Here is a 25,677-nt window from a genome sequence, read left to right as displayed (position 1 = left end):
CATTACTGGAAAGAGTTATCGACAAAGCATTAGATTATTGCAAAAGATAAGAACCGAGCTTAACAAGCTTGAAAATGAGTTTGTATCAATCGAAGAGTTTTGTGTTTACACCAGTTTAAAATATGAGCAAGTAGAACCTTTGATAATTGGTTAGAAATGAAACATAACATTACTAAAAATTAAACTTTAGAAATTTGCTAACCAGACTATTAACCAGTTCATTTTTTGATAATGTTTTCTTTATAATTGCTTCGTTAAGTCCTAAAATATAACTACATTTGTACTATAAGTTAATCGAAGTTTTGCAATGCAAAAAGCAGGTGCATAATAGAGACCCTAGTTTTCAAATAGACATTAAAAATCTATATATCAATCGGTTAGAAATGGAAAACAAATCCCTCTTTCTCCGCGAAATTAAAACCCTAACGATTGATTTTCAATTAGTTAGGGTTTGTTGTTTAATCAATATCCCCACATTTAGCCCACACTCTTACTACATTGCCTTGAGATTTATTTACAATAGCATACTACGAATAAGCTATTTTTAGCTTACAAACTCCATTCCACATATCTTTCAAGCTTTTCACAAAAAACGGCTTTATACGGCTTTGCATGACCTTATTTTTAGCTAATTTTGTTTTAAACGTTGCTTTCATTTAGAATTATAGCTTACAAGTCTTTCGTGTTGCTCAGCAAAAGAAAACCGATTAGGCAACTAGTTGGTTTTTTATTACTAGAATGAAAGGACACTGCTCCTATTTGCTTATGAGGTACTGGTTTTCCTTGAGGAAGTAGCGCAGTGATTTTAGAGATGGACTGTTTTGGATTATCGATTTGACTAAGACTGTATATTAGCCTGGAACTCTTGTGAGAAGTATTTGTTTGGAAACTGCTATGGATCAAGAGTAGCACTGATGGCAGTTGCTTCTTTTTGGAGGGAAAAATGACTGCTTTCTAATTATTCTATTGAGAAACTACTAGAGCCAAGAATTATCATCCGATAGTGAATGTAGGTTTATTATAGACTGCTTGCTGTGTTGTACAGCATTAATTGATGAAGGGCTCAATTTGTTCTACTGGTATTCCCATGTATTTTGAAAATTCGTGAACGGTAACAATTTGATGTTTTTCTTTCTTATGAAAGACTTTAATATCATTAATTATTTCACGAGCTTTTTTCATGGAATAGCCTGTAATGTTGCATATATCTTTAGACCTTATGCATAGTCTTCGTGGAAAATTTCCCATTAGCATTATTTAATAAATAGTTTAGGCTTCTTTCTCTTGTTTTCATGTTTTTGTAAATTTGAGGATTACAGTACAAATTTATAATGTATTGTATTTGCTTGCAAACGAACTTATTAACAAAAAACTACATTTTCGTAAAAATAAAAACTGTGAGTTTTCCTCTACTTCTCATTTATTTTATCAAAAAGACATAAAAAAATAATATTTTAAATATTAAATAACTATTAATCAATACTTTAAATTAAACTACTTGAATGCTTATTTGAAAACTTTACTATCAAGAGGTTCAGTAAAATAGCTTTATAAATTGTTAATTTCTTTTTTTTACTTTTCATTTAATCGCTAATGCCTTTTACATACACTCCACATACACTATCTATGCCTTTGGTATGCCTTTGGTATGCTTAAGGTATTCTTGGGATTTGTTTTCAGTTAAACTAGCATCATTACGAACTTATGTTCTCGATACAATTCAAAAAACAGCAAGAAGCGGTTTTTTGAATCACTCGAACTGACGGTGTGATGACGTGAGTTGAGCTACCGTTTGTGGTTCTGGGTTTCTTGTTTCTTTGGTTGGGGATGTTTCTTTTTTTTGAAGTGGTAGAAAGTGTCCTTTTGTGACTAAAAAGGGCTAAAGTGACTAAAAGTGTCCTGACGTTTCTGTTTGTATCTATATGGGATTTTTGGGGAATATTGGGTTTAAAAGAGGCTTAAAGGATATTGTGATGCTAAATTAGAAATAAACTTCCTAAAGGGGATAAACGACTTTGGGCTAGTAAATTACCCTGTACTTTTGGGGTATTGTTTAATTAAAAACCCATTTATCATGGCAAAACAAGATGGTATCTTAAAGATACAAGGTACGTTAGAGAATCTAACGTTTTACAAGAGCGCCGATGGCCTCTTAGTGCGCACCCGAGGAGGTGTTAGCAAACAACGCATAATGAACGATCCTGCGTTTATCAGGACTCGTGAAAACGGAGCTGAATTTGCCCACAGTGCCCAGTCTGGGAAACTGTTGCGCATGGCTTTGGGCGGAATGGTATTTAAAGCGAAAGACAGAAGAATGTCGAGTAGGCTTTTGGCAGTGATGGCTAAGTTGAAGAACTTAGACTCTGTAAATGTTCGTGGCGCCCGGCAAGTGGCTTTTGGTATTGCGGAACCCGATGGAAAACTAATCTTAAAAGGATTTGATTTTAACAGTAATGCTCCTTTGCAAAGCGTGTTGCTGTCATCATTGAGTCTTGATGCCGCTACGGGAAGTATTGCTATCTCGGAATTTTTACCGACAGACCAAGTGCGTTACCCTGATGGGGCGACCCATTTTAGTTTGCAAAGTGCCTTTTTGAAATTGGATTTTGCGAGTGGTGATTCTGACATTGCTTACAGTCCTGTTGAAATTATTGCCATTGAACCGGTGCTAGTGGCTCCTACTCTAACTCCTGATGCTGTGCCTACAGGAAGTGGCACCGCGATTCATTTGCTTGCAATTGAATTTTTTCAGCGGGTAAATGGGGTGAACTATTTGCTAAAAAACGGCGCTTTCAATGTGCTGCATGTGGTAGAGGTGACCTAGCTTTGCCCCTACTACTATTAGTTCCTACTGTGCTATGGCCCTCGAAGTTTTCGGGGGCTATTGTGTTTCTTTGATATTTTATAAAAAACCAACTTATTACCACTAGAAATTTTAATTTGAGGAAATGTTAATTAAAAGAAATAAAAACAATAAAAATTTAAGTAATAAAACAGTATTTTTGAAAAAACCAATCAAGTATATGCAAGCAAAACCTTTTTTGAAATGGGCTGGTGGTAAAACCCAGTTGATTAATGACATTGAAAAAGCGTTACCAAGAGAATTTACTTCACAAAAGTTTACTTATGTTGAACCTTTTGTTGGTGGTGGAGCCGTTTTGTTTTGGATTTTGGAAAACTTTCCTAATTTGGAAAAGGCTATTATAAATGATATTAATGCAGACTTAACTAATACTTATAAAGTTATTGCAGAGCAACCCAAAAAACTTATTACGGTTTTACAGAAGTTCCAAAAAAAGTTTCATTCTTTTGAAAATGATGCTGAAGGAAGAAGAGTTTATTATAATGAACAAAGAGCTCTTTTTAACACACGTTCTAAAGATGTTGTAACACAAGCGGCTTTGGTTATTTTTTTAAACAAGACTTGTTTTAATGGATTGTTTCGAGTGAATAAAAGCAATGGCTTTAATGTACCAATGGGAGATTCCACTAAGCAAACTATTTGTGATGTCGAAAATATAATGGCAGTTAGCAAGGTGCTGCAACGGGTTGAAATCCTAACAGGAGATTATAGAGAGACGTTACAACATGCCGAACATCCTGCTTTGTTCTATTTTGACCCACCTTATAAACCTTTAAGTCAAACTTCAAGTTTTAATACTTATACCAAAGACAATTTTGGTGATAATGAACAAATTGAATTACGTGACTTTTGTAAAACATTGGACACGTTAGGTCATTATTGGATGCTAAGTAACTCTGATGTAAAAGGAAAAGATATGAACGATACTTTCTTTGATGATATCTATGAAGAATTTAATATAAACCGAGTATATGCCAGAAGAAGCATTAATGCAAACGGCGATAAAAGAGGCAAACTAACTGAATTATTAATCACTAATTATGCCTATGAACAAGCTTTGTCAATTGCTTAATTAAACATTTTTAGTTTTAACTATTTTCAATTCATCTAACTTTAATTGTTCAATTGGAAAGTTATCATTATACACTTCAATCATTAAATCTCTTAATTTATTTTCTCCCTTTCCTCCTGGAGGAAAATCATCACTTATAAATTTCAATTTTTTATCAACCATTATTGTTTTTAATTTTGAAAAAATAAATTCAAAATATTTTTCGGTTAAGACACCATTTGTTCTACCATATTTGATAAATTGGTCTATTCCTTTCATAATTCCTATATATCCTGTTGTTTTGGATAAAATATATGTATCATGAATTTCCCATTCATTAGGCCAAACGTTTTTAACTGCATTAAAAATGTTTTTAAATAATGGAACTAATAGCTCTCCTTTGCTCTGTAACATATAATCTTGAAAAACGAGGTCTTTGTTTTTAGAAATCATTTCCATTTGACCTCTTTTAATAAAATCTCTATCAGTGAGTGGATCTTTAGAAATTTTACTCACTAAAGTATCAACAAAGGTACCTTGTGTAAGGCTTTCAGTTTTTAAATCGTCAGATTTCTTCCCAAGCATTTTTAATTTCTGATAAAAAGGAGAATCACTTGTGAAATTCAAAGTTCTAGCTAATATATGGAGAATGTTATACGGATCTTTTCTTTCTGAAGTTCCAAATAAATCATACACTAAGGATTTATTCACTTTTGTTTGTTTACCATTTATAGTTGCAAAAACAAAGGCTTTTTGTGGATCAGTTGGTTCCAAAAGAAATACACATGGAAAAGTAAATTTCTCTTCAATTAAATCCCCAAACTTTTCTTTTGCTAACTCTAACCCTAGAATTCTATGTTGACCATCTATTATCTCTGCTTTATCAGATATTTCAATAATGGAATTTTCTTTATCTAAAACATAACCATCTTTTTTTAATGCCAAGATTATTGAAGTTGGGAATGCAGCATCTAAAGTTTTACAGTAATTTGCAATGTCTTTAATTCTAGATCCATAATTTCTTTGTGTTCCATCTGCTTGGTCATCAATATACTGTCTTCTAGTTATTTCATAAAATTTCAACAGATCTTTAGCTGCTACTGTTGTTAGAAAGAATGAACCTATTGGTTGTTCAAATTCAACATAACTATATTTATATTTCTTCATCATAATCATAAAATTGGATTTTCAGTTTCATTTTTAGAACTTTCTATAACTCTTTCATTATCATAATCAATAACAGCATCTGCACCTTCTTCAGGATCAATTTTTTTATACTTGTACATATAAATTGCAATAAATGTTGAGATTAATCCTAGACAAAATGTCATGTATTTTATAAATCGAGTCTCAACCTTATCTATTATTTTTGTATAAAAAAATATATTAAAAATCAATATTAGAAAAGTTATTACAATCAAAGCGATTAGAAAATTACTTTTTTTAAATTTTGGAGTAGAAATAACATTAATTACTCCATCTATTAAAATCACAATTGAATATGTAGATAAACTACCATTTATCAATATTTTACCAATAATTACTTGATTCTCATTTGACAAATCATTAATAATGGGTAACCAAACTCCAATTAGTCCTAGTATCAGTGTTAGGGCAAACCAAGTAACAAAAAACCATTTGTTTTTTTTAATTGATTGATACCAATCACAGGTTACAAATGAACTATAAATTCTAGAAAAAAAAGTCTTCATCTACAATCCTATTTCGTTAAACGGTAATTCTTCAATAAAATATTTACATCCGACACTTTGAATATATTCAAATACATCATCATACTCTAGTTTGTTAAACCAATCATTTAGCACATAATAATACTCAACTTTAATATCAAGAGATGCAAATAGTTTTATATATTGTTTTCTTTTGAAGTCACAAGTTTGTAGTTTCTCATCAACAGAGCCAGAACCAGCTTGATATTTTTTTTCAATTATATATATTGTATTACCAACTAAAAGAGCTCCGTCAGGTAACAATTTCTTTGAAAGTATTTTTTTATAATCGACCCCAGCTGGTTTCAAAAACCCATTATACAAATTATGTTTTTCAAAATAATAGGCTACAATTGTACCATCTCTAAAAACTTGATTTCCCATTACAGTAAAATCTGGATGAACATTTAAAGCTTTTAAAAGATCTGTTCTACCTTCAAAATGCAATCCATTGTGATTAGTTTTTGCTCCGCCACCTACTGTATTGGGTTTCTTTGCCATTATTTAAAGTTTAGTAATTCAAATAATTCTACATTTAAAGCTAAAGCCATTTTATCAATATTAATTAAAGCAGGATTCCTTTCACCTCGCTCCACCATCCCAATGTAGTTTCGATGTAAACCGCTTTTTTCAGCAAGTGCTTCTTGAGATAAATTTTGGTTGGTTCGTAGTTCTCGAATCTTATTTCCAAACTTTATTAATACTTCTTCTTTCATTTACCAAATTTGATCTATTAAATCCAAATAAACCACACACAATAAGTGTGATATTTAATTATTTTCTTTATATTTGATCAGTTAAAAAGACACAATATGGAACCAATTATCAAAATCAAAAAAATTAAAATTGTATCTTCTAAATCTAACAAGAAAGGAGAAATTATAAATACTAAAATTAAGAAACATGAAAAAATGCAAGCTTTAGTTGATACTTTGCGTATTATTGCAGTAGATAAACATCTAAAAGACAAAACAGTTTTAATTCCAGATGATTGTGAAAAATATGGCTTTGCCAAAGGAGACCACAATTTAGGTAAATTGTTATACTTTTTAGCTGATATGTTAGAAGAATGATAAAACCTTATTTTAAATCCAAAGACAAAAACTTCTACTTGTTACAAGGTGACACGATGGAGATCTTGCCACAATTTGAACATAAGTTTGATATGGTCTTTGCAGATCCTCCTTATTTCCTTTCTAATAATGGTTTATCCATTCAAAGTGGTCAAATCGTTTCCGTCAACAAAGGTAAATGGGACAAATCAGAAGGATTTGATTTTATAAATGATTTTAACCGTAATTGGCTCAAACTTGTTCGAGACAAACTAAAAGACAACGGCACCATTTGGATAAGTGGCACCTATCACAATATTTTTTCTGTTGGTCAATTATTACAAGAATTAGATTTCAAAATCTTAAATGTCATCACTTGGGAAAAGAACAATCCACCACCTAATTTTTCTTGTCGCTTCTTTACTCATTCTGCTGAGTTAATCATTTGGGCGCGCAAAAAAGAAAAGGTTCCGCATTACTATAATTATGAGTTAATGAAACAACTCAACGGCGATAAACAAATGAAAGATGTTTGGAAATTGCCAGCGATTGCCAAATGGGAAAAGTCATGTGGCAAACACCCAACTCAAAAACCTTTGTCAGTTTTAACTCGTATTATTTTAGCATCAACCAAACCTGGCGCATGGATATTAGACCCATTTGCAGGAAGTTCCACAACAGGAATTGCAGCCAATTTAGCTAATCGACGCTATTTAGGGATTGATATGGAAAGTGAGTTTTTAGAAATCAGTAAGAATAGAAAACTAGAAATAGAAAATCCAACTATTGCCGAAAATTACAGACAAAAGATTAATGGATTCAACAATAAGAAAGAGATGAGTTTGTTTTTGGCACTAGAGCCGAAAGAGGAATATTATCCAGATTTGGAGTTTAAAATTAGTTAGAAGTAAAGTCTTTAAATTCTACGTTCCATAATTCCATTTGATATGTGTTTACCAATAGCATACATGTTTCAATAGCTTTTTGTTGATTATCTTCATCAATATTCCATTGGATATGTAAATTATTAATGCCTAAAAATTTAGAACTGTAATCCGTAACACCGCAATTTAAAAACATTTCTAAGTCCTTGTTCTCACCTGTAAACTTTGCTGTAACTTTTGTCATTTTGGTAAAGTTTTTAATAATGGTAAAATTAAATAAAAAAAAGGGTTAACGCAAGTATGATTAAAATTATCAACTTTAAATATCTAAAAAACACAGTACATTGCTTTCTGTCTTAACTTAAATTTAGAGTATTAAAATCATTTAGCTGGGGTATTCAACTCGTTAACGAAATCTAATTGATAGTATTGTGGTCGGAGGTAGATTAGCGTTTGTGTTTGCTTTTGAAAATAATCATACCAAATAAAATTACTATCTTTACTTTTACATTCCTAAATACCACCGTGATGCGCTTAATAAAAACGATTGTTACGTTCTGTCTTGTTGTGTTTACTTGCTATGGCCTGCGGGCTCAAAATGTGACTTTAGAATACGTGTGAGTGGTAAAATTCTTTACAATGACAAACCTGAAATTATTATAAATAGTCCTACTGAAATTGTGGTGAAAGAAAACTAAATCTCTAACTATGTCACGCCTAGAACAGTCCCGCCAATTGCCTATTTATAAAAAAGCTGAACTACTGTACCAATTGGTAGAGAGTATCGTAGCTTCCTTACCCGAGGAGGATGAGTACATTCAAAGCACTAAACATCTGATGCTGGAGGATGCTATGATTCTTCCCGCTAAAATTGCTGGTGCCGAAGCCGGTGACTTGTACAGCATTAGAATGCAAAATGCTGCCATCATTAGAGAACATGCCATGCACTTGTATGTTCAGGTAGGTGCATTGCGGTTTCATGATGCTTATAAAAACATTCAGTACATTCAACTAATTCGTAAAGAGATTAACGAATTTAGAGTTTTATTTATGGAATGGGTGGACAGTTTTGACACCAACAATCACATTTGGGATGATTGGGGATTGTTTAATCCGCTTGGAGCGATTCCTCCTAGTGAAGATGAAGATTAAAATAATGTAATTTTGTTGGATTGGGAAACCTAGGAAAGTGGAGTTACATGCTTGAAAATTGATTTGTATTATTATTGTAAACTAAAAGGTTATGAAATTCGAATTCAGAGTATTGTAATTTACTATTAGTCAAACTCTCGATGGAGAGTGGAGAGGAAAGATGCTGAAACGAGTTCAGCATGACAGGATAATAGTCAACCCTCGCAGGGTTTCAAACCCTGCGAGGGTATTAAGGCTATTGAGTTTGAAACCCTGCGAGGGTATGAAAGGTTGTTGGATATCCTAAAATGTATTAAATTTACTTTTTTTTGACGCCTTACCATTATAAACCCATAAAGGGTTGCCTACCTAATTTATTTTACGCCTATAACTAATGGAACAAAAAGTAGCACTTCTTCACGGTAATTACTACCATATTTACAACAGAGGCAATAATGGAATTGACGTTTTTTTGGAAACTGAAAATTACTATCACTTTCTTCGTTTGTATGCCAAATATATTGAGCCTATCGCTGATACTTATGCGTGGTGCCTTTTAAAAAATCATTTTCATATGTTTAAATTTTATTTTTTAGTGGTAACATATGGTATCGCCTTTATAATCATTGGTGTTTGTTTGCAACAAACTTGTCTTTAGTGGCGATTTCATATTTTGGTGAGAATTAAAGATAAAGCTGAAATTAATGAAAGTGATTTGACGTATAATACCACCGAAAAACCCAAGGTTATTGAACCGTCAAGGCAGTTTTCGCATTTGTTTAATGCCTATACTCAAGCCATCAATAAACGACATCATCGCACAGGAAGTTTGTTTGAAAAAAACTTTCAACGAAAACATGTTGCAAACGAAAGCTATTTTCGAAAACTCATTTTTTATATCCATAACAATCCTGTTCATCACGGTTTTGTAAAGCAAATGAGTTTGTATCCGTGGTCTTCCTATGAATCGGTTGTTTCAGAAAAACCAACAATGCTTAAAAGAAACGAAGTGTTCGATTTGTATGGTACTAAAGAAGATTTTATCTATTATCATGGTCAGGAACAAAATACAAATGAAATTATGGATGTTTTAATTGAGTATTAACCCTTGCAGGGATTGGAACCCTGCAAGGGTTGGGTTGTTGGAGTTTGGAACCCTGCGAGGGTTGGGGTTATCTTGAAGCCTCTGCTCCTATTGTACTGGTGGTTGTTTTGCTTTGTCTCTGGCTTGTTTTCGTGCTATTTTCTTAGCTCTTTTTTCAGCCTTTTTCTCGTCTTGTGTTCTTTTTGCTTCAATCCTGGAGGCACGTTCTACAGAAATTTGTGAGGGTTGCTGTGGTTCTTGATCTATTTTATCTAAAATAATTTCTTGATGGTCGTCTAGCTTTTCTACTTGCGCTGTGGCCATTGTTATTCCTAAAAAAAGGAGTATAACTAAAAAGGCTGTTTTCATAAGGTTGAAATTTAGTGGATTACTGTATGAACAAAACTAGAACCTATTCCTCTAAATGAATTATACAATTATCACTAAAGTTTTCAAAATTCAGTGGTAATTGATTTTGTTGGGAGTATACGTATCATTAAGTATGAGTAACTGCTATAGTGCCTTTTACCATTTGCTCTTCTTCCCCCGAGAATCTTTTGCGTGACTGTAGTATAAAATAACGGTAGAGATGCAGTAACCACTATACCTCCTGTTAAAAAATCATTTTTATATTTTGTTGAGAATAAAGGTGAATCTGAAAGTAATGAAAGTAATTTGACGTATAATACCACCGAAAAACCAAAGATAATTGAGCCGTCAAGACAGTTTTCGCATTTGTTTAATGCTTATACTCAATCATCAACAAACGACATTATCGCACAAGAAGTTTGTTTGAAAAAAACTTTCAACGAAAATATGTTGCAACCGAAAGCTATTTTCAAAAACTCATTTTTTATATCCATAATAATCCTGTTCATCACGGTTTTGTAAAGCAAATGAGTTTGTATCCGTGGTCTTCCTACGAATCGGTTGTTTCAGAAAAACCAACAATGCTTAAAAGAAACGAAGTGTTCGATTTGTATGGTACTAAAGAAGATTTTATCTATTATCATGGTCAGGAACAGAATACTAATGAAATTTTGGATGTTTAATTGAGTATCAACCCTCGTAGGGATTGGAACCCTGCGAGGGTTGGGTTGTTTTAGCAAATTAGCAACAAACGGTATTCGCCTTCCTTTTCAATGGGGGCTCGGTGAATGCAAGGGAGCACTTGTTGTTGCGGATGATCGACTGCAAGGCGCCAAAGATGACCTACGCCTAAAGGAATAGGTTGAGCTTGGGATTGTGCCTGGTAATGCAAATCGAAATAATTTTCCTTCAAAAAGTCTTCAAAATCCTCACAGGGGCCGTTATGGAGCGCTTTCAATTGTTCTCGAATTTCAGGAATCAGTACTTTTTGCTTTGCTAGCGCATTGGGAAGAATGTCACTTGTGGCTCCGTGATAGGTGCATAAAAAAGTATCTGTTGCTACGGGAGAACGGTCTACATGGTAGGAATACACATCTGTCTTTATGAAATCAAATTCATCATCTCGTTCGTAGCATTTTAATAGATTAAGCGAGGGTGAAGCTCCAAAATCAGTTAATAATTGCATATCCTTTAAGATGATTTCCCTGGCGCTACACCCGTTCTCTGATAATTGGAGCGCCAATAGGGCTTTAGGAGAAACTTCCGTTACATTTTCTTTGAGTTGCAGTTGGTTTACAATGGCTGCAAAATCGCCTTCCAAATTTCGGTGCCAGCATAGGGCATTTATTTCTCCCTTAAAATTCATATTCACTAATTCAGAAAAACTGGATACCAATCCTATTTGGCTGCTGTCAGAAAACGGATTATTCATAGTAGGTTTTTAAGAAGCTAGTTGCATTATGCACCGCAAAATTATAGCTTTTTAGGGAGAAAACATATTGTAACTTCCACAACTATTTTTCTGTATTGGTCAAAGAATTTGAGGTGACAGACAAACTCATGGACGCAAAATCACGATTATTAGGAAGTACTACTCCTGTTTAGTAATTAAATTGGCTTATGACCCATACTTAAAATAGCCACAATAAATAGTCAAGGAAATTTGACATTTTAAGAGTTGAATTGTTGTTCAGAATTTATTGTGACACTTTACAAACCAATCAATTTTGAAAACAGTTGCTAAGAGGCAATCAAAAAATGTCTTTTTGATTTAAACTTTAATTCTACATCGTTTTTCGACAAGTTGATAGAAAGCATTTTGATTGGCCTCTCCAACAGGAAAACAACATTCGAGTAATTGATGTTCAATTTCTAGTACTAAAAGAACTATAACCGAAAAAAGTAGCTGAATGTGGAAATTATATAAGTTTTTAGAGAATTTATGTAACAATAATATTAGTAATAAAAGCAAAATTTGTTATAGAAAACTTGAAATTTAACATAAAAAATTATGAACACTGATATGAAAATTATTGATAAAGTAATATGGTTTTTCTTAGCACTATTTATTGGAATAGCCTATGGCATGAAAGAAATTTCAGGAACGACAGGAATATTATTATTAATTGTTGCTGGCGTATTCTTGTCACAAGTTTTATTGGTTTTTGCTCTTTATATTCAATTTTTGGAGTTTCGACGAAAAAAATTGAAATCGATAACAGAGACTGATAAATCAAATCGTTAGAAGATTTTAAAACATTTTAATTGAATCAAGATGAAAATAGAAGAATTTAAGATTGCGAATTTAAAATGTGGCGGTTGTGAAACAACTATTAAGAAAGGATTGCTAAAAATTGAAGGCGTTTCAAGCGTTAAGATTGATAATGACAAAGATACGGTTACAGTTACTTATGATGACAGTCTTGATAAAGTAAAAATCACAAATAAACTCCATTCTCTTGGATATCCAGAAGCAACGGAGGAAAATGGTTTGCTTCTGAAATTGAAAAGTTATGCCAGTTGCATGATGGGAAAAGTAGATAATCTTTAATTTTTATTAATCTTATTCCGATTATAATCATAATTCAAAAAGGATACTGGAACACAAAAAGCTTTAATATTTTAACGTTATGAAAACAATTCTTGTACCAACAGATTTCTCTGAATCAGCAAAAAACGCAACAGATTATGCAATAAAACTTGCTAAAGAGTTCAATATGGATTTACTTTTATTGCATCTCTATCATGTACCCATAACACCACCATTGGATATTCCGGTTACTTTTGATACTGCTGAAGACATTCAAAAAAAGAAAGAAGATGCCTTAAAAAAGGAAGCCACAGCCCTACAGAATAAAAATAGAATTAATGTACGTTATTCGGTGAAAATGAATTTTGCTGTTGGGGGTATACTGAATGAAAAAGCTGATTTTATTGTAATGGGAATGCAAGGAACCACTAATTTAAGCACTGTTTTGATGGGAAGCATTACTACATCGGTTTTGCGAGAATCTAAAATTCCTGTATTTGTTATCCCAGAAAAGTCAAAATATAAAAAACCAAGAAAAATTGTTTTCGCCTGTGATTTTGAGTATCAAAAAAATACAAATGCCTTTAATACCCTAAAAGGATTTGCTAAAAAATTTGATTCTAAAATAGCTATTTTAAATGTAACAGAGAATAAACCATTAGAAACAGCAGAAGAAATGTTTTCCAGCAAAAAATTGGAGAAATCTTTAACTGATATTGAACATGACTATTTTTTCCACAATAACGAAAACCTTATTGAGGAAATTAATGAATTTGTAGCCGATCAAAAAGCCGATATAGTTGCTATCATTCCTCACAAATACAACATATTTGAAAATCTATTTCATAAAAGTGTCAGCAAGAAGTTAGCTTTTTATACACATGTTCCCCTTTTTGTAATACCAGACAATCATAAATCAACAGCTGCTTTTTTTATTTAAAATAAACATAAAATAACCATGAAAAAACAAACCGGAGTTTGGATAGATACTTCAAAAGCAATAATTGTAAAATTGGAAAACAAACAAGAAGATATAATTGAAGTTAAATCGGATATTGAAAATAGTGTTTATCACAAAAATATGGGAGAGACTGGCACTTTTTCTGGAATTCGAATTAGCGACAATGAAAGTAAGTTTGATGAAAAGAAGAAACATCAGACAGCCAGTTTTTTGAATAACGTTATAGATAAAATCAAAAACGATGATGAAATTTATGTTTTTGGTCCAGCATCGATAAAAACAAAACTTAGACAGTCCATTCAAAAAGACAAAAAGCTTGCACCAAAATTAAAATTAACAGAAACAGCAGCTGCTTTGACCACAAATCAGATTGTAGCTAAGGTAAAGGAATTTTATAATCCAAAACAAAAACAGTAGAACAATGTTTCAATTTTTTTAACTGAAAAATGATACAAAAACTTGTCCAATCTAAAATAAAATCGATTTTAAAGATACGGAACTCCGATTCTAACAAAGGAACCTTCGGACACGCTTTATTAATTGTTGGAAGTAAAGGAAAGATGGGAGCCGCAGTAATTTCAGCCAAAGCATGCCTACGTTCAGGGGTAGGATTATTAACTTTAGATGTTCCTTCAAAAGAACGAGCAATAGTTCAAATTTCAATTCCAGAAGCTATGGTAATTGACCGAAAAAATAAAGAAATTGATTTTACCTTTTTTTCAGCCATTGGAATTGGCTCTGGAATAGGTATAACAAAAAACACACAGGACATATTGATTCAATTATTAGAAGAATATAAGCAACCATTAGTTATAGATGCAGATGCTTTGAATATAATTTCTTCAAATAAAAAACTACTTAAAAAAATACCAAAAGGGACTATCCTTACGCCTCACACAAAAGAATTTGATAGGCTTTTTGGAGATCATATTGCTACAGAAGAACGAATAAAATCGGCTGTAAAAAAAGCTAAAGAACTGAATTGCATCATTGTTTTAAAAGGACATAAAACGGTAATTACTAACGGAACCGAAACTTTTCAAAACACCACGGGAAATGCAGGATTAGCAAAGGGAGGCTCCGGTGACGCTCTTACTGGAATGATTACCGCGTTTTTAGCTTCAAATTATACTCCTTTTGAAAGTGCAAAACTTGGGGTTTATCTTCATGGGTTTGCCGCTGATTACACCCTGAAAAAACAAAGCATGGAAAGTATGCTCATCACAGACGTTATAGAAAACATAGGCTACTCCTTTAAATCTTGTTTAAAGAGTCCCTAAATTACTATTGATTATTTACAAAAATTAAAAGAAATGAAAAATTTAAAACACATTTTATTTTTTAACCAAATTAGTAAAAACGATATTTCAAAAGTGGGTGGAAAAAATGCCTCGATTGGAGAAATGTACAACCAATTTAATCCTCTAGGAATAAACATTCCCAACGGTTTTGCAGTAACCGCTGACTCCTATCGATTATTTCGACAAACAAATAATCTTGGAAAACCGATCAATGATTTATTGAATTCATTAGACACTACCCATTATCATAACCTTGCAGAGGTAGGAAAAGCAGTGAGAGATTTAATAATGAAAGGGATATTTCCAAAAGAAATCATTGAAGAAATTAGTCAGGCATACGAGCAACTTTCTAACGATTGTGGTATTGATAAAATAAATGTGGCTGTTAGAAGCAGTGCTACCTCTGAAGACTTACCTTCAGCAAGTTTTGCGGGTCAGATGGAATCATTTTTAAACATTAATGGAAAAAAACAAGTATTAGACGCCATAAAAAGATGTTTCGCTTCTTTATTTACCGACCGCGCAATAAAATACCGTTATGATATGGGGTTTGAAGAGAAAGATATTGCAATTTCGGTTGGTATACAGCAAATGGTACGAAGTGATAAAGCATCTGCAGGAATAGTGTTTACGATTGATCCCGACACTGGCTTTAATAACGCCATTATAATAAACAGCTGTTGGGGATTGGGAGAAAATATTGTAAAAGGGAGTATTACGCCCGATGAATGGGTAGTTTTCAAACCTACTTTATTCGATACCAATATAAACCCCATTTTAAAAAAACAGTGCGGAAGAAAAGAATATACAATGCTGTATGCTGAAAATTCCAAAAGTTCATCGGCTAAAAAAACAACCATAAATATTGAAACCTATCATAAAAAACAAAATGAATTTTCTCTAAGCAATGATGAAGTTATTCAACTGGCAAAATGGTGTTACAAAATTGAACAGCATTATGGCAAAGCTATGGATATTGAATGGGCAAAAGACGGATTCAATAATCAATTGTATATCGTTCAAGCCAGACCGGAAACGGTTCATGGAAAAGAGAAAAAACAGGTAAAAAAAGTTTTTACACTTAAAGAAAAAGGGAAATTACTTGCTAAAGGAATCGCTTTAGGAGATCAAATTGCTTCCGGAAAAGCCCGAATAATTAATAATCCAAAAGATGGGTATCAATTGCAACAAGGAGAAATTCTCGTTACTGATTTTACCAATCCTGATTGGGATCCCATAATGAAAAAAGCATCGGCAATCATTACCAATAAAGGAGGACGAACAAGTCACGCTGCCATTGTGGCTCGTGAATTAGGTACAATTGCTATAGTTGGAACTTGCAACGCTACCGAGATAATAAAAACAGGTCAGGAAATAACTGTTTCCTGTGCAGAAGGTAAAGAAGGTAATGTTTATGAAGGATTGTTAAAGTGGGAGATAAAAGAACAGGATTTTAGTCTGTTAAAAATGCCCCGAACAAATCCAATGCTCATTCTTGCTGATCCGGATAGAGCATTTGAGTTAAGCCAATATCCAAACCAAGGCGTTGGTTTAATGCGTATAGAATTTGCAATTTCAAATACAATAAAAATTCATCCACTCGCCTTGATTGAATCTGAAAAAGTGATTGATAAAAATATATTCTACGAAATAGAAGCACTAACAAAAGGGTATCATGATGGCAAAAAATATTTTGTAGATAAACTGGCAGAAGCTGTGTCTATGGTTGCCGCCGCTTTTTATCCAAAAGATGTTATAGTGCGTATGAGTGATTTTAAAAGTAATGAATACGCTAATCTCATTGGCGGAAAATATTTTGAACCCAGCGAGGAGAATCCAATGATTGGCTTTCGCGGAGCTTCTCGCTATTACAGTGATTTTTATCGAAAAGGTTTTGCGCTGGAATGTGAAGCCATGAAAAAAGTGAGAAATGAAATGGGAATGACTAACGTTAAACTGATGATTCCTTTTTGTAGAACTGTGGAAGAAGGTGAAAAAGTAATTGCAGAAATGGCCATTAATGGATTAATTCAAATGGAGAATGACTTAGAAATATATGTGATGGTTGAGATTCCAAGCAATGTATTATTAGCCGATGAATTTGCCAAACTCTTTGATGGTTTTTCCATTGGTTCCAACGATTTAACTCAATTAACATTGGGCCTTGATAGAGATTCCACTCTTGTGAGTTATTTATTTTCGGAGCAAAATCCTGCTGTTACGCAATTAATAACTAAAACCATTATAGCTGCCAAACGCAATAAAATTAAAGTGGGTTTGTGCGGACAAGCACCAAGCGATATTCCTGAATTTACTCAATTCTTAGTTAAAGAAGGAATTAACAACATCTCTTTTAATCCCGATGCATTAATGAAAGGAATTGAAAATATTTTGAAAGCAGAAAATTTAAAAAAAGAAAAACATATTAACACTATAAATTTATTGAGTCATGGAAATATCATTTAAAAATAAAGTGGCACTTGTAACTGGTGGTTCATCAGGTATTGGCAGAGCGACAGCCATTGCTTTTGCAAAAAAAGGAGCCAAAGTAGTCGTGGTAGATTGGATTGAAAATAATGAAACCGTAAACCTGATAAAGGAATTAGGTAGCGAAGCTATTTTTATCAAATGTGATGTGTCTAAAATGTCAGATGTTAAAATGATGGTAGAAAAAGCAATAATAGAATTTGGCCGACTAGATTATGCATTCAATAATGCAGGAATAGAAGGTATTCAGGCAAATACATGGGATTGCACCGAGGAAAATTGGGATAAAACCATTAATGTAGACTTAAAAGGAATTTGGCTTTGTATGAAATACGAAATACCCGAAATGATCAAACAAGGTAAAGGTGTCATCGTAAATTGTGCTTCAGTAGCCGGACTGATTGGATTTGCTGGATTGCCTGCCTATGTAGCATCCAAACATGGCGTTGTTGGTTTAACAAAAACTGCCGCATTGGAATGTGCTAAACTTGGAATTCGTGTTAATGCAGTCTGCCCTGGAGTAATACAAACTCCTATGATCGATCGTTTGACCCACAAAGAGAAAGAAAATATAGAGCAATTTAAAGACCTTGAACCTGTTGGCCGATTCGGACTTCCCGAAGAAATAGCTAATGCCGTTATATGGATGTGTTCTGATGAAGCTTCTTATGTAACAGGTCATGCTATGGCCGTTGATGGTGGTTTTGTTGCTAAATAAATAATATTAATTCAAACTTAAAACCTAATCTTATGCACACCTATGAAGTAGATTTAAAATGGACAAGCAAATCGAAAGGATTATTGAGTTCTCCCGATTTGCAAAATGGTATTGAGGTTGCTATCCCTCCAGAATTTCCAAGAGGAGTTGTTGGAGTATGGTCGCCCGAACACTTATTTGTAGCCTCCTTAAACAGTTGTTTGATGACTACTTTTTTAACGATTGCCGGAAATTCCAAACTACATTTTACAAGTTTTGATTGTAAAGCAATTTGTAATGTTGACCATTTAGAAACCATTTATTTTATAACTGAAGTTATACTAAAACCAAAGATTGTAATCCCTTATTCTGAAAAACCAGACAGAGCAAAACGAATTATTGAAATGAGTAAAAAAGCATGTATGATTTCAAATGCGGTGAAAGTAAAAATAGTATTGGAACCCGAAATAATCGTAGAGCAGAACATAATTCCTGTAAGCAATTCATACTAAATTTTATTTGAAATTGCTGATTTAGAGTTTTAATTGATTTCTAATATTAAAAAATATGGTTTCAACTAAAGATAAAATAGAGCACCACCTTTCCAATTATGAGAAAATAAAAACATCCTTTTCATGGGAGAATGTTGCTAAGGAATTAAGTGGTCTGCCTGAAGGAAGAGGGCTAAACATAGCACATGAAGCAATTGACAAACATGCTCTAACAAGCCAAAAAAATACCATAGCCCTTCGCTTTATTAAAAAAGATACTAATTTTCGGGATTTTACGTATTCCGAATTAAAAGTACAGACCTCAAAATTTGCCAACGTGCTTCAAAATTTAGGGATTCAAAAAGGGGAATGTGTTTTTTCTTTGGCAGGAAGAATTCCCGAATTATACATTACCGCCTTAGGTACTTTAAAATATACCGCTGTTTTTTGTCCCTTGTATTCTGTTTTTGGACCCGAACCTATTTTTCAAAGGCTCAGTAAAGGAGATGCGGTGGTTTTAGTAACTACTACAGCTTTATTTGAAAAAAAAGTGAAACCTCTACTAGAACGACTTCCCTCTCTTCGATATATAATTCTCACTGATAGCAACGAGCATGTCTCTGACAAAATATTGTCTTTTACCCAACTTATGGAAAAAGCCAAAGATGAATTTAAAATTCCAGAAACCAATCCAGAAGACCCCGCTTTACTACATTTTACCAGCGGAACTACAGGTATGCCTAAAGGTGTTTTACATGTTCATAAAGCAGTTTATACCCATTATATTACGGGCAAATATGTACTCGATTTTCACCAAGGAGATGTCTTTTGGTGCACCGCAGATCCAGGATGGGTTACAGGAACTTCATACGGTATCATTGCGCCATTAGTTCACGGCATTACTTCCATAATTGATGAAGAAGAATTTGATGCAACCAGATGGTATTCTAATCTTGAAAAACAAAAAGTAACAATTTGGTACACAGCCCCCACTGCCATTAGACGATTAATGAGAATGAACATAAAACCCATAGAAATTTACAATCTAGAAAAACTTAGGTTAATTCTTAGTGTTGGGGAACCGCTTCATGCGGGAGCAGTTATTTGGGGTCTGGAAAATTTTGGCATACCAATACTTGACAATTGGTGGCAAACCGAAACTGGAGGTATTATGATTGCCAATTATCCATCTATGAATATACAACCCGGATCTATGGGAAAACCATTGCCTGGAATTGAAGTCGCCATTGCTGAGATTACAGACAATCAAATAAAACTAATTACCGAGCCCAATACTCAAGGTCATTTGGTTTTAAAAAAGGGTTTTCCCTCTCTTTTTCGAGGGTATTTACACGATGAAGAACGGTTTAAAAAATGTTTTATTGGTGACTGGTATTTAAGTGGCGATTTGGCTAAAATGGATTCCGCTGGCTATTTTTGGTTTGTCGGTCGTGCCGATGATATTATCAAAACTTCGGGACATATGGTAGGGCCTTTTGAAGTGGAAAGCACTTTAATGAAACATCCTTCCGTTTCTGAAGCGGCAGTAATTGGAAAACCAGAACCTACAATTGGAGAATTGGTAAAAGCCTTTTTGGTCTTGAAAGCTAACATTAATCCCAACGAGGAAACAAAGATGGATATTATGGCTTTTGCCCGAAGAGAAATGGGACCAGCGGTGGCACCAAAAGAAATTGAATTTGTAGCTACTATTCCCAAAACAAGAAGCGGGAAAATCTTACGGCGATTATTAAAAGCAAGAGAGCTTGGATTGCCAGAAGGTGATTTATCAACGTTAGAATAATTGTTAAATGCTTATAAACAAATAAAGTCATGAAAATAGTAAGCAAAATAAACTTCAAACTTCACCGAATTTATTTTTTAGTTTTATTGATGCTTGTACAGGGATGTCAAGCTCAGGATAAAAAAAATGAAAAGGATATTGAAAGCATTCAAAAAAGTGCAGTTTCCTCTAACGAAAGAGTTTCCTATACAGGAAACGTAGATTTTAAATATGCTGCAAAAATTGCAACACCTGGCGTTGTACATATCAAATGTACTTTCAAAACCCCTTTGAAAGAATATCAAGACGATCAAAAGGATTTTTTTAATATGCCCGATCCATTAAAGGAATTTTTTAAAGATGATCCTTTCTTTAGACAATTTAGATTTCAACTTCCACATTCTGAGCAATATAATTCTGAACCTTATATTGGTAGTGCTTCTGGGGTAATTCTAACACCTGATGGTTACATAATTACCAACAATCATGTCGTTAAAAATGCTGATGAAATTGTGATTACCTTATTTGACGGTCACTCCTACCCTGCTAAAATTATTGGCAATGATCCCCAGACTGACCTTGCCTTGCTAAAAATTGATGAAAAGCAACTTTCCTTTATCATGTTTGGAGATAGCGATAAAATTGAAGTGGGAGAATGGGTTGTTGCCGTTGGCAATCCTTTTAATTTGGCTTCTACAGTTACTGTGGGAATTGTTAGTGCCAAAGCTCGTAACATTAATATTTTGAACGATCAAGGTGCTATAGAATCATTTATACAAACCGATGCCGCTGTAAATCCTGGTAATAGCGGTGGTGCATTGGTAACATTAGAAGGGAAATTAATTGGAATAAATACAGCAATTGCAACACCTACAGGAGTTTATGCTGGCTATGCTTTTGCCATTCCAGTAGATATTGTAAAGAAGGTAGCCAATGATCTTATGAATTTTGGGTCGGTACAAAGAGGTGTCTTGGGAATCGTTATTCGGGACATGGATAGTGAACTTGCAAAAAAAATTAAAAGTGACCGCGCTAATGGCGTTTATGTAGATAGTGTGACTACAAAAAGTGCTGCAAAAGAAGCAGGAATAAAAGCAAAAGATATTATAATCAGCATTGATAATATTGAAACTCTGACTACCTCAAAATTACAGGAAATCATTATGAGAAAACGGCCTGGTGATAACGTCAAAATTGTAATCCTCAGAAATGGAAATGAACAAAAAGAGCTGATAGCCACACTCAAAAAACCAGATGAAACTTCTAAATTAATACAAATGGGAAGTAAAACTCTATTAAAGGATTTAGGGATAGAAATTGTTGTAATTGATAAAGAGGATCAAAAAAAATATAAAGTAAAAAACGGAGTAAAAGTCACAAAACTTTACAACGGAAAACTAAAAAAGTTTACTGATATCAGAGAAGGATTTGTAATTACATCGGTTAATAATAAAGCCATTTTTTCAATAAAAGATTTCATGGATGCTATAGAAAATCAAAAAGGAGGCATCATGCTTCAGGGGAAATATGCAGGAGACAATACTTATTATTATTATGCCTTTGGAAAGTAAATTAAAATGGAACAATCTACCACCATACATGATAAAATTGACACCAAAAAAGAATTACTTTTTTTGTACCAAATGATGCTTATAAGACGCTTTGAAGAAAAAGCTGCCGAACAATATACCAAAGCTAAAATTAGAGGCTTTCTACATTTATATATTGGTGAAGAAGCTGTGGCCGTAGGGATAATTCAGGCTTTAAATGACGATGACACTATCTTATGTACCTATCGCGAACATGGCCAAGCATTAGCAAGAGGTATTGATGCCGATTTTATCATGGCCGAAATGTATGGCAAACAAGAAGGTTGCAGTCGTGGTCGTGGTGGTTCTATGCATTTATTTGATGTGTCAAAAAAATTCTATGGCGGAAATGCCATTGTTGCCTCTCATCTTCCAATAGCAGTCGGAATGGCTCTTGCCTCAAAAAAAATGAATACAAATAATATTACCTGTTGCTTTTTTGGAGAAGGTGCTGCTGCCGAAGGGGAATTTCACGAAGCAATGAATCTGGCGTCACTTTGGAAAGTTCCCGTATTATTTGTCTGCGAAAATAATTTATATGCTATGGGAACAGCCATAAAATATACCCATTCAGTCACAGAACTTGAAAAAAAAGGAGCGGCGTATGGCATAGAATCTACTGCCGTAAATGGAATGAATTTGTTAGAAATAATAAAAGCCGCCAATACGGCAATAGAAAAGGTACGGAAAAGAGGAGAACCTTATTTATTGGTTTGCAATACCTACCGCTTCAGAGCACATTCGATGTTTGATGCCGAATTGTATCGTGATAAAAAGGAAGTAGAAGAATGGAAAAAAAAGGACCCGATTCCTCAGTATAAAGATTATTTATTGCAAGAAAAAATTATTACAAAAGCAGAGATTGATGCTTTTGAAAAAAAAATAGAAACTAAAATTCAAAAAGCAGTCGATTTTGCAGAAGCTGGAACTTGGGAATCTTCGACTGAATTAACAAAATTTGTATACAGTGAAACAGTAACCTAAATTATATAATCATGGAAAATAAAACATTGTGTCAAAGTTGCGGTATGCCACTGGACAGCGAAGAAGTTAAAGGAACGGAAAAAAACGGTTCCAAAAATAACGAATATTGCAAATATTGCTATGAAAACGGAGCATTCACAGACCCGAAAATGATTTTGAAGGAAATGCAAAATAAAGTCAAAAATCAAATGAAAAGATTAGAACATCATGAATACGAAATTCAAAAAGCCATAAACATTTTACCGGCACTAAAACGTTGGAAAAGTTAATAATCCTCTTATTGATTTATCATGCAAAATCAAAACCCTACACTATTAATTACCTATAGAGAGGCTTTAAAACAAAGCCTTCGTGAAGCGTTACAAAATGACAAAAATGTATTTCTAATGGGAGAAGATGTGGGGCGATATGGTGGTGCATTTGCAGTCAGTAAAGGATTATTACAGGAATTTGGTGAAGAGCGTATCATGGATGTTCCGCTTTCCGAATCTGGTTTTGTAGGTGCTGGTATTGGTGCTGCAATTGCTGGAATGAAACCTATAATCGAAGTGATGACGGTCAATTTCAGTTTGCTTGCCATGGATCAAATCGTAAACAATGCGGCAACATTACTCCATATGTCAGGCGGACAAATAAATGTTCCTATTGTAATTCGATTGGGTTGTGGTATTGGTCGACAATTAGCGGCGCAACATTCGCATAGCTGGGAACCTTTTTATGCACACATTCCAGGACTGATTGTCTTGTCTGTTGGCACACATGAAGATGCAAGAGGGATGTTAAACGAAGCGCTGAAAAGCCCCAATCCTATTATTATTTTTGAATATACTTCTATGCTCAATATGGAAAAAGAGGTTTTAGAACATCCAAATACAGTAGATATCACCAAAGCTAAAATACTCAAAGAAGGAAATGATATTTCCATTATTACTTATGGTACTGGAGTATACAAAAGCCTAGAAGCTGCTTCCGAATTAGCCACAATGGGAATCGATGCCGAGGTTATTGACTTACGAGTTTTACGTCCTTTGGATGAAAGTACCTTTCTCAAATCGGTGTCTAAAACACACCGTGCGATAATTGTCGAAGATGCTTGGAAATCAGTAAGTATCTCTTCTGAAATAAGTTCCCGAATTATGGAAAAAATATTTTACGATTTGGATGCACCCGTTCAACGGCTATGTGGTGTTGAAGTGCCTATTCCCTACCCTGCTCACTTAGAAGAAGCGAGTGTTCCTCAAAAAAAAGACATTGTAAATGCCATTAAAAAAATGATGCAACATGATTGAATTTCAAATGCCTAGTTTGGGCGCAGATATGGAAGACGGGACTTTGGTCGAATGGAAAAAAAAACCAGGCGATAAAGTAAAACGTGGGGATATTATTGCCGAGGTGGAAACCCAAAAAGGATTAATCGAAATTGAAGTTTTTGATGAAGGAACGATTCAAGAGTTATTAATTAAAGAAGGTACAAAAATTCCCGTAGGAACAGTAATGGCAATAATAAATCCAAGTGAAGTTACTTTAGAGGCAAAAGAAGAAAAAACTCCCGAGAGTAAACCCATTGAAATTCAACCTATCGAAGAAAAAATAATAGTAAAAAAAGAGAAAATTAAACAAAAAGCATCTCCTCTGGCACGAAGAATTGCCGAAGAAAACAAAATTGATATTACTACCCTAAAAGGAACTGGACCCGAAGGCGCTGTTTCTAAAGAAGATGTGGAATTGGCAATAGCCAATCAGCAACCAACAGAAAAAGCAATTTCTCCTTCAGATTCCATTCGTTCAGCTGTTGCTGCAGCAATGTCAAAATCAAACAAAGAAATTCCGCATTATTATTTGATAAAAAATATCGATATCAGCAAGGCTTTAAATTGGTTAAAAGAAATTAACAGCCATAAACCAGTCAAAAACCGTTTACTCCCTATAGTTTTATTTATAAAAGCCACGGCTAAAGCACTTGTTGAGTTTCCGGATTTAAATGCAGTTTGGGAAAATGGCATTATCCAAAAAAAGGAAATCAATATCGGACTCGTGGTTTCCCTTAAAAAAGGTGGAATTGTTGTTCCCGCCATACATCAGGTCAATTTAAAAAGCATCGATGAAATCATGGAAACACTCAACGATTTGATTCCGAGAGCGAGAGCCTTAAAATTAAGAAGTTCGGAATTAAGCGACTCCACAATAACCCTTACAAACATTGGAGATAATGGAGCCGATGCTGTTTTTGGAATTATCTATCCACCACAAGTAGCTATTGTTGGCTTTGGAAGCATCACAGAACAACCTATTGCCGAAAACGGAATGATTGGAATTAAATCGTGTGTAACCGTAACATTGGCAGGTGATCATCGTGCGACAGATGGTCTAACAGGTAGTAGGTTTTTAGTCGCACTAAACTACCAATTACAAAATCCAGAACTATTATGACAGAAGTCGAAATTATACAAACACTTTTTCAGTTATTGAAACATATTGCTCCTGATATGGAACCGTCAGAGTTGAAACCTGATGAAAATATTAGAGAAACCCTCAATATTGATTCCTATGATACACTGCAATTTATAGTCGCAATAAATGATACACTGGGAATAGAAATCCCAGAAAGTGATTATGGAAAAATTACAACACTAAATTCATTAACCAAGTATTTAGTAGAAAAAAGTAATGCAAAACTAAAAATCTAAGAA

At 33.8% G+C, this 25,677-nt stretch carries 31 protein-coding genes; 23 read left to right on the top strand and 8 right to left on the bottom strand.

Translation table 11 applies throughout. The annotated features are described in order from the left end of the window. Positions 1-1,047: 1,047 nt before the first annotated feature. Entirely contained in the window at positions 1,048-1,248 is a 201-nt protein-coding gene (locus F6464_RS01350) for a hypothetical protein (RefSeq protein WP_151105951.1), read from the bottom strand. Positions 1,249-2,074: 826 nt separating this feature from the next. On the opposite strand from F6464_RS01350, the gene F6464_RS01345 reads away from it, so the two are divergent. Together F6464_RS01345 and F6464_RS01340 are read left to right on the top strand one after the other, a co-directional pair. Then, on the top strand, positions 2,075-2,824 hold the full coding sequence (locus F6464_RS01345) for a hypothetical protein (protein WP_151105950.1): 750 nt from the start codon (positions 2,075-2,077) through the stop codon (positions 2,822-2,824). A 178-nt stretch (positions 2,825-3,002) separates the two neighbouring features. After that, a complete protein-coding gene (locus F6464_RS01340; RefSeq protein WP_225318014.1) occupies positions 3,003-3,935 on the top strand; it encodes a DNA adenine methylase in 933 nt (310 codons plus the stop codon). Here F6464_RS01340 and F6464_RS01335 read toward each other — a convergent pair whose 3' ends face one another. Genes F6464_RS01335 through F6464_RS01320 form a run of 4 tightly spaced genes read right to left on the bottom strand, consistent with a single transcriptional unit; the run spans position 3,936 to position 6,360 of the window. After that, complete coding sequence (locus F6464_RS01335; RefSeq protein WP_191963303.1) at positions 3,936-5,084, bottom strand: DGQHR domain-containing protein; 1,149 nt, start codon at positions 5,082-5,084, stop codon at positions 3,936-3,938. A gap of 2 nt (positions 5,085-5,086) precedes the next feature. Then, positions 5,087-5,626: a hypothetical protein gene (locus F6464_RS01330; RefSeq protein WP_151105947.1), complete on the bottom strand. Its 540-nt coding sequence runs from the start codon at positions 5,624-5,626 to the stop codon at positions 5,087-5,089. Further along, positions 5,627-6,145: a hypothetical protein gene (locus F6464_RS01325; RefSeq protein ID WP_151105946.1), complete on the bottom strand. Its 519-nt coding sequence runs from the start codon at positions 6,143-6,145 to the stop codon at positions 5,627-5,629. Beyond that, positions 6,145-6,360, bottom strand: a complete 216-nt coding sequence (locus tag F6464_RS01320) for a helix-turn-helix domain-containing protein (protein WP_151105945.1) — start codon at positions 6,358-6,360, stop codon at positions 6,145-6,147. Before F6464_RS01320 ends, F6464_RS01325 begins: the two co-directional genes overlap by 1 nt. A gap of 96 nt (positions 6,361-6,456) precedes the next feature. Between F6464_RS01320 and F6464_RS01315 the strand changes: the two genes are divergently transcribed. Further along, the gene (locus F6464_RS01315) at positions 6,457-6,717 is read left to right on the top strand and encodes a hypothetical protein (RefSeq protein WP_151105944.1); all 261 of its coding nucleotides are present in this window, start codon (positions 6,457-6,459) and stop codon (positions 6,715-6,717) included. After that, positions 6,714-7,601 carry a DNA-methyltransferase gene (locus F6464_RS01310; RefSeq protein WP_151105943.1) on the top strand — a complete coding sequence of 296 codons (888 nt, stop codon included), beginning with the start codon at positions 6,714-6,716 and terminating at the stop codon, positions 7,599-7,601. Before F6464_RS01315 ends, F6464_RS01310 begins: the two co-directional genes overlap by 4 nt. Here the strand turns inward: F6464_RS01310 and F6464_RS01305 are convergent. Further along, entirely contained in the window at positions 7,594-7,824 is a 231-nt protein-coding gene (locus tag F6464_RS01305) for a hypothetical protein (RefSeq protein WP_151105942.1), read from the bottom strand. The genes F6464_RS01310 and F6464_RS01305 overlap by 8 nt on opposite strands. Before the next feature lie 464 nt (positions 7,825-8,288). On the opposite strand from F6464_RS01305, the gene F6464_RS01300 reads away from it, so the two are divergent. From F6464_RS01300 to F6464_RS14580, 3 genes are all read left to right on the top strand, one after another. Further along, positions 8,289-8,732 (top strand): hypothetical protein, encoded by a 444-nt coding sequence (locus F6464_RS01300; RefSeq protein ID WP_151105941.1) that lies wholly within the window; start codon positions 8,289-8,291, stop codon positions 8,730-8,732. Between the two features lie 373 nt (positions 8,733-9,105). Then, complete coding sequence (locus tag F6464_RS14585) at positions 9,106-9,369, top strand: hypothetical protein (protein WP_225318013.1); 264 nt, start codon at positions 9,106-9,108, stop codon at positions 9,367-9,369. A gap of 15 nt (positions 9,370-9,384) precedes the next feature. Next, positions 9,385-9,816: a hypothetical protein gene (locus tag F6464_RS14580; protein WP_225318012.1), complete on the top strand. Its 432-nt coding sequence runs from the start codon at positions 9,385-9,387 to the stop codon at positions 9,814-9,816. An 87-nt stretch (positions 9,817-9,903) separates the two neighbouring features. Here F6464_RS14580 and F6464_RS01290 read toward each other — a convergent pair whose 3' ends face one another. After that, positions 9,904-10,164 carry a hypothetical protein gene (locus F6464_RS01290; protein WP_151105940.1) on the bottom strand — a complete coding sequence of 87 codons (261 nt, stop codon included), beginning with the start codon at positions 10,162-10,164 and terminating at the stop codon, positions 9,904-9,906. 419 nt (positions 10,165-10,583) lie between these two features. Between F6464_RS01290 and F6464_RS01285 the strand changes: the two genes are divergently transcribed. Beyond that, positions 10,584-10,847 (top strand): hypothetical protein, encoded by a 264-nt coding sequence (locus tag F6464_RS01285; RefSeq protein WP_151105939.1) that lies wholly within the window; start codon positions 10,584-10,586, stop codon positions 10,845-10,847. 50 nt (positions 10,848-10,897) lie between these two features. Here F6464_RS01285 and F6464_RS01280 read toward each other — a convergent pair whose 3' ends face one another. After that, entirely contained in the window at positions 10,898-11,596 is a 699-nt protein-coding gene (locus F6464_RS01280) for a DUF1826 domain-containing protein (RefSeq protein WP_151105938.1), read from the bottom strand. A 579-nt stretch (positions 11,597-12,175) separates the two neighbouring features. Between F6464_RS01280 and F6464_RS01275 the strand changes: the two genes are divergently transcribed. From F6464_RS01275 to F6464_RS01205, 15 genes are all read left to right on the top strand, one after another. Next, positions 12,176-12,409, top strand: a complete 234-nt coding sequence (locus F6464_RS01275; protein ID WP_225318011.1) for a DUF2892 domain-containing protein — start codon at positions 12,176-12,178, stop codon at positions 12,407-12,409. Positions 12,410-12,439: 30 nt separating this feature from the next. Next, positions 12,440-12,715 carry a heavy-metal-associated domain-containing protein gene (locus F6464_RS01270; protein ID WP_151105937.1) on the top strand — a complete coding sequence of 92 codons (276 nt, stop codon included), beginning with the start codon at positions 12,440-12,442 and terminating at the stop codon, positions 12,713-12,715. A 79-nt stretch (positions 12,716-12,794) separates the two neighbouring features. Then, a complete protein-coding gene (locus F6464_RS01265; RefSeq protein ID WP_151105936.1) occupies positions 12,795-13,634 on the top strand; it encodes a universal stress protein in 840 nt (279 codons plus the stop codon). 18 nt (positions 13,635-13,652) lie between these two features. Further along, positions 13,653-14,072: a hypothetical protein gene (locus tag F6464_RS01260; RefSeq protein ID WP_151105935.1), complete on the top strand. Its 420-nt coding sequence runs from the start codon at positions 13,653-13,655 to the stop codon at positions 14,070-14,072. 29 nt (positions 14,073-14,101) lie between these two features. Continuing rightward, the gene (locus F6464_RS01255; RefSeq protein WP_151105934.1) at positions 14,102-14,935 is read left to right on the top strand and encodes an NAD(P)H-hydrate dehydratase; all 834 of its coding nucleotides are present in this window, start codon (positions 14,102-14,104) and stop codon (positions 14,933-14,935) included. A gap of 33 nt (positions 14,936-14,968) precedes the next feature. Next, on the top strand, positions 14,969-17,422 hold the full coding sequence (ppsA, locus tag F6464_RS01250; RefSeq protein WP_151105933.1) for a phosphoenolpyruvate synthase: 2,454 nt from the start codon (positions 14,969-14,971) through the stop codon (positions 17,420-17,422). Further along, entirely contained in the window at positions 17,406-18,161 is a 756-nt protein-coding gene (locus tag F6464_RS01245; protein WP_151105932.1) for an SDR family oxidoreductase, read from the top strand. The genes ppsA and F6464_RS01245 overlap by 17 nt, the downstream gene beginning before the upstream one ends. Positions 18,162-18,193: 32 nt before the next feature. Then, on the top strand, positions 18,194-18,652 hold the full coding sequence (locus F6464_RS01240; protein ID WP_151105931.1) for an OsmC family protein: 459 nt from the start codon (positions 18,194-18,196) through the stop codon (positions 18,650-18,652). Between the two features lie 55 nt (positions 18,653-18,707). After that, positions 18,708-20,435, top strand: a complete 1,728-nt coding sequence (gene acsA, locus F6464_RS01235) for an acetate--CoA ligase (protein WP_151105930.1) — start codon at positions 18,708-18,710, stop codon at positions 20,433-20,435. Positions 20,436-20,464: 29 nt separating this feature from the next. After that, positions 20,465-21,985 carry a trypsin-like peptidase domain-containing protein gene (locus F6464_RS01230; RefSeq protein WP_151105929.1) on the top strand — a complete coding sequence of 507 codons (1,521 nt, stop codon included), beginning with the start codon at positions 20,465-20,467 and terminating at the stop codon, positions 21,983-21,985. Between the two features lie 6 nt (positions 21,986-21,991). Continuing rightward, positions 21,992-22,987: a pyruvate dehydrogenase (acetyl-transferring) E1 component subunit alpha gene (gene pdhA, locus F6464_RS01225; protein WP_151105928.1), complete on the top strand. Its 996-nt coding sequence runs from the start codon at positions 21,992-21,994 to the stop codon at positions 22,985-22,987. A gap of 11 nt (positions 22,988-22,998) precedes the next feature. After that, on the top strand, positions 22,999-23,256 hold the full coding sequence (locus tag F6464_RS01220; protein ID WP_151105927.1) for a zinc ribbon domain-containing protein: 258 nt from the start codon (positions 22,999-23,001) through the stop codon (positions 23,254-23,256). Between the two features lie 21 nt (positions 23,257-23,277). Beyond that, complete coding sequence (locus tag F6464_RS01215) at positions 23,278-24,276, top strand: alpha-ketoacid dehydrogenase subunit beta (RefSeq protein WP_151105926.1); 999 nt, start codon at positions 23,278-23,280, stop codon at positions 24,274-24,276. Next, positions 24,269-25,417: a dihydrolipoamide acetyltransferase family protein gene (locus F6464_RS01210; protein WP_151105925.1), complete on the top strand. Its 1,149-nt coding sequence runs from the start codon at positions 24,269-24,271 to the stop codon at positions 25,415-25,417. Before F6464_RS01215 ends, F6464_RS01210 begins: the two co-directional genes overlap by 8 nt. Next, positions 25,414-25,674, top strand: a complete 261-nt coding sequence (locus F6464_RS01205) for an acyl carrier protein (RefSeq protein WP_151105924.1) — start codon at positions 25,414-25,416, stop codon at positions 25,672-25,674. Before F6464_RS01210 ends, F6464_RS01205 begins: the two co-directional genes overlap by 4 nt. The last annotated feature ends 3 nt before the right edge of the window (positions 25,675-25,677 follow it).

Origin of the sequence: Flavobacterium luteum, assembly GCF_008806775.1 — a bacterium.
GTDB classification, from domain to species: domain Bacteria; phylum Bacteroidota; class Bacteroidia; order Flavobacteriales; family Flavobacteriaceae; genus Flavobacterium; species Flavobacterium luteum.
This window is presented reverse-complemented; position numbering and strand designations above follow the sequence as displayed.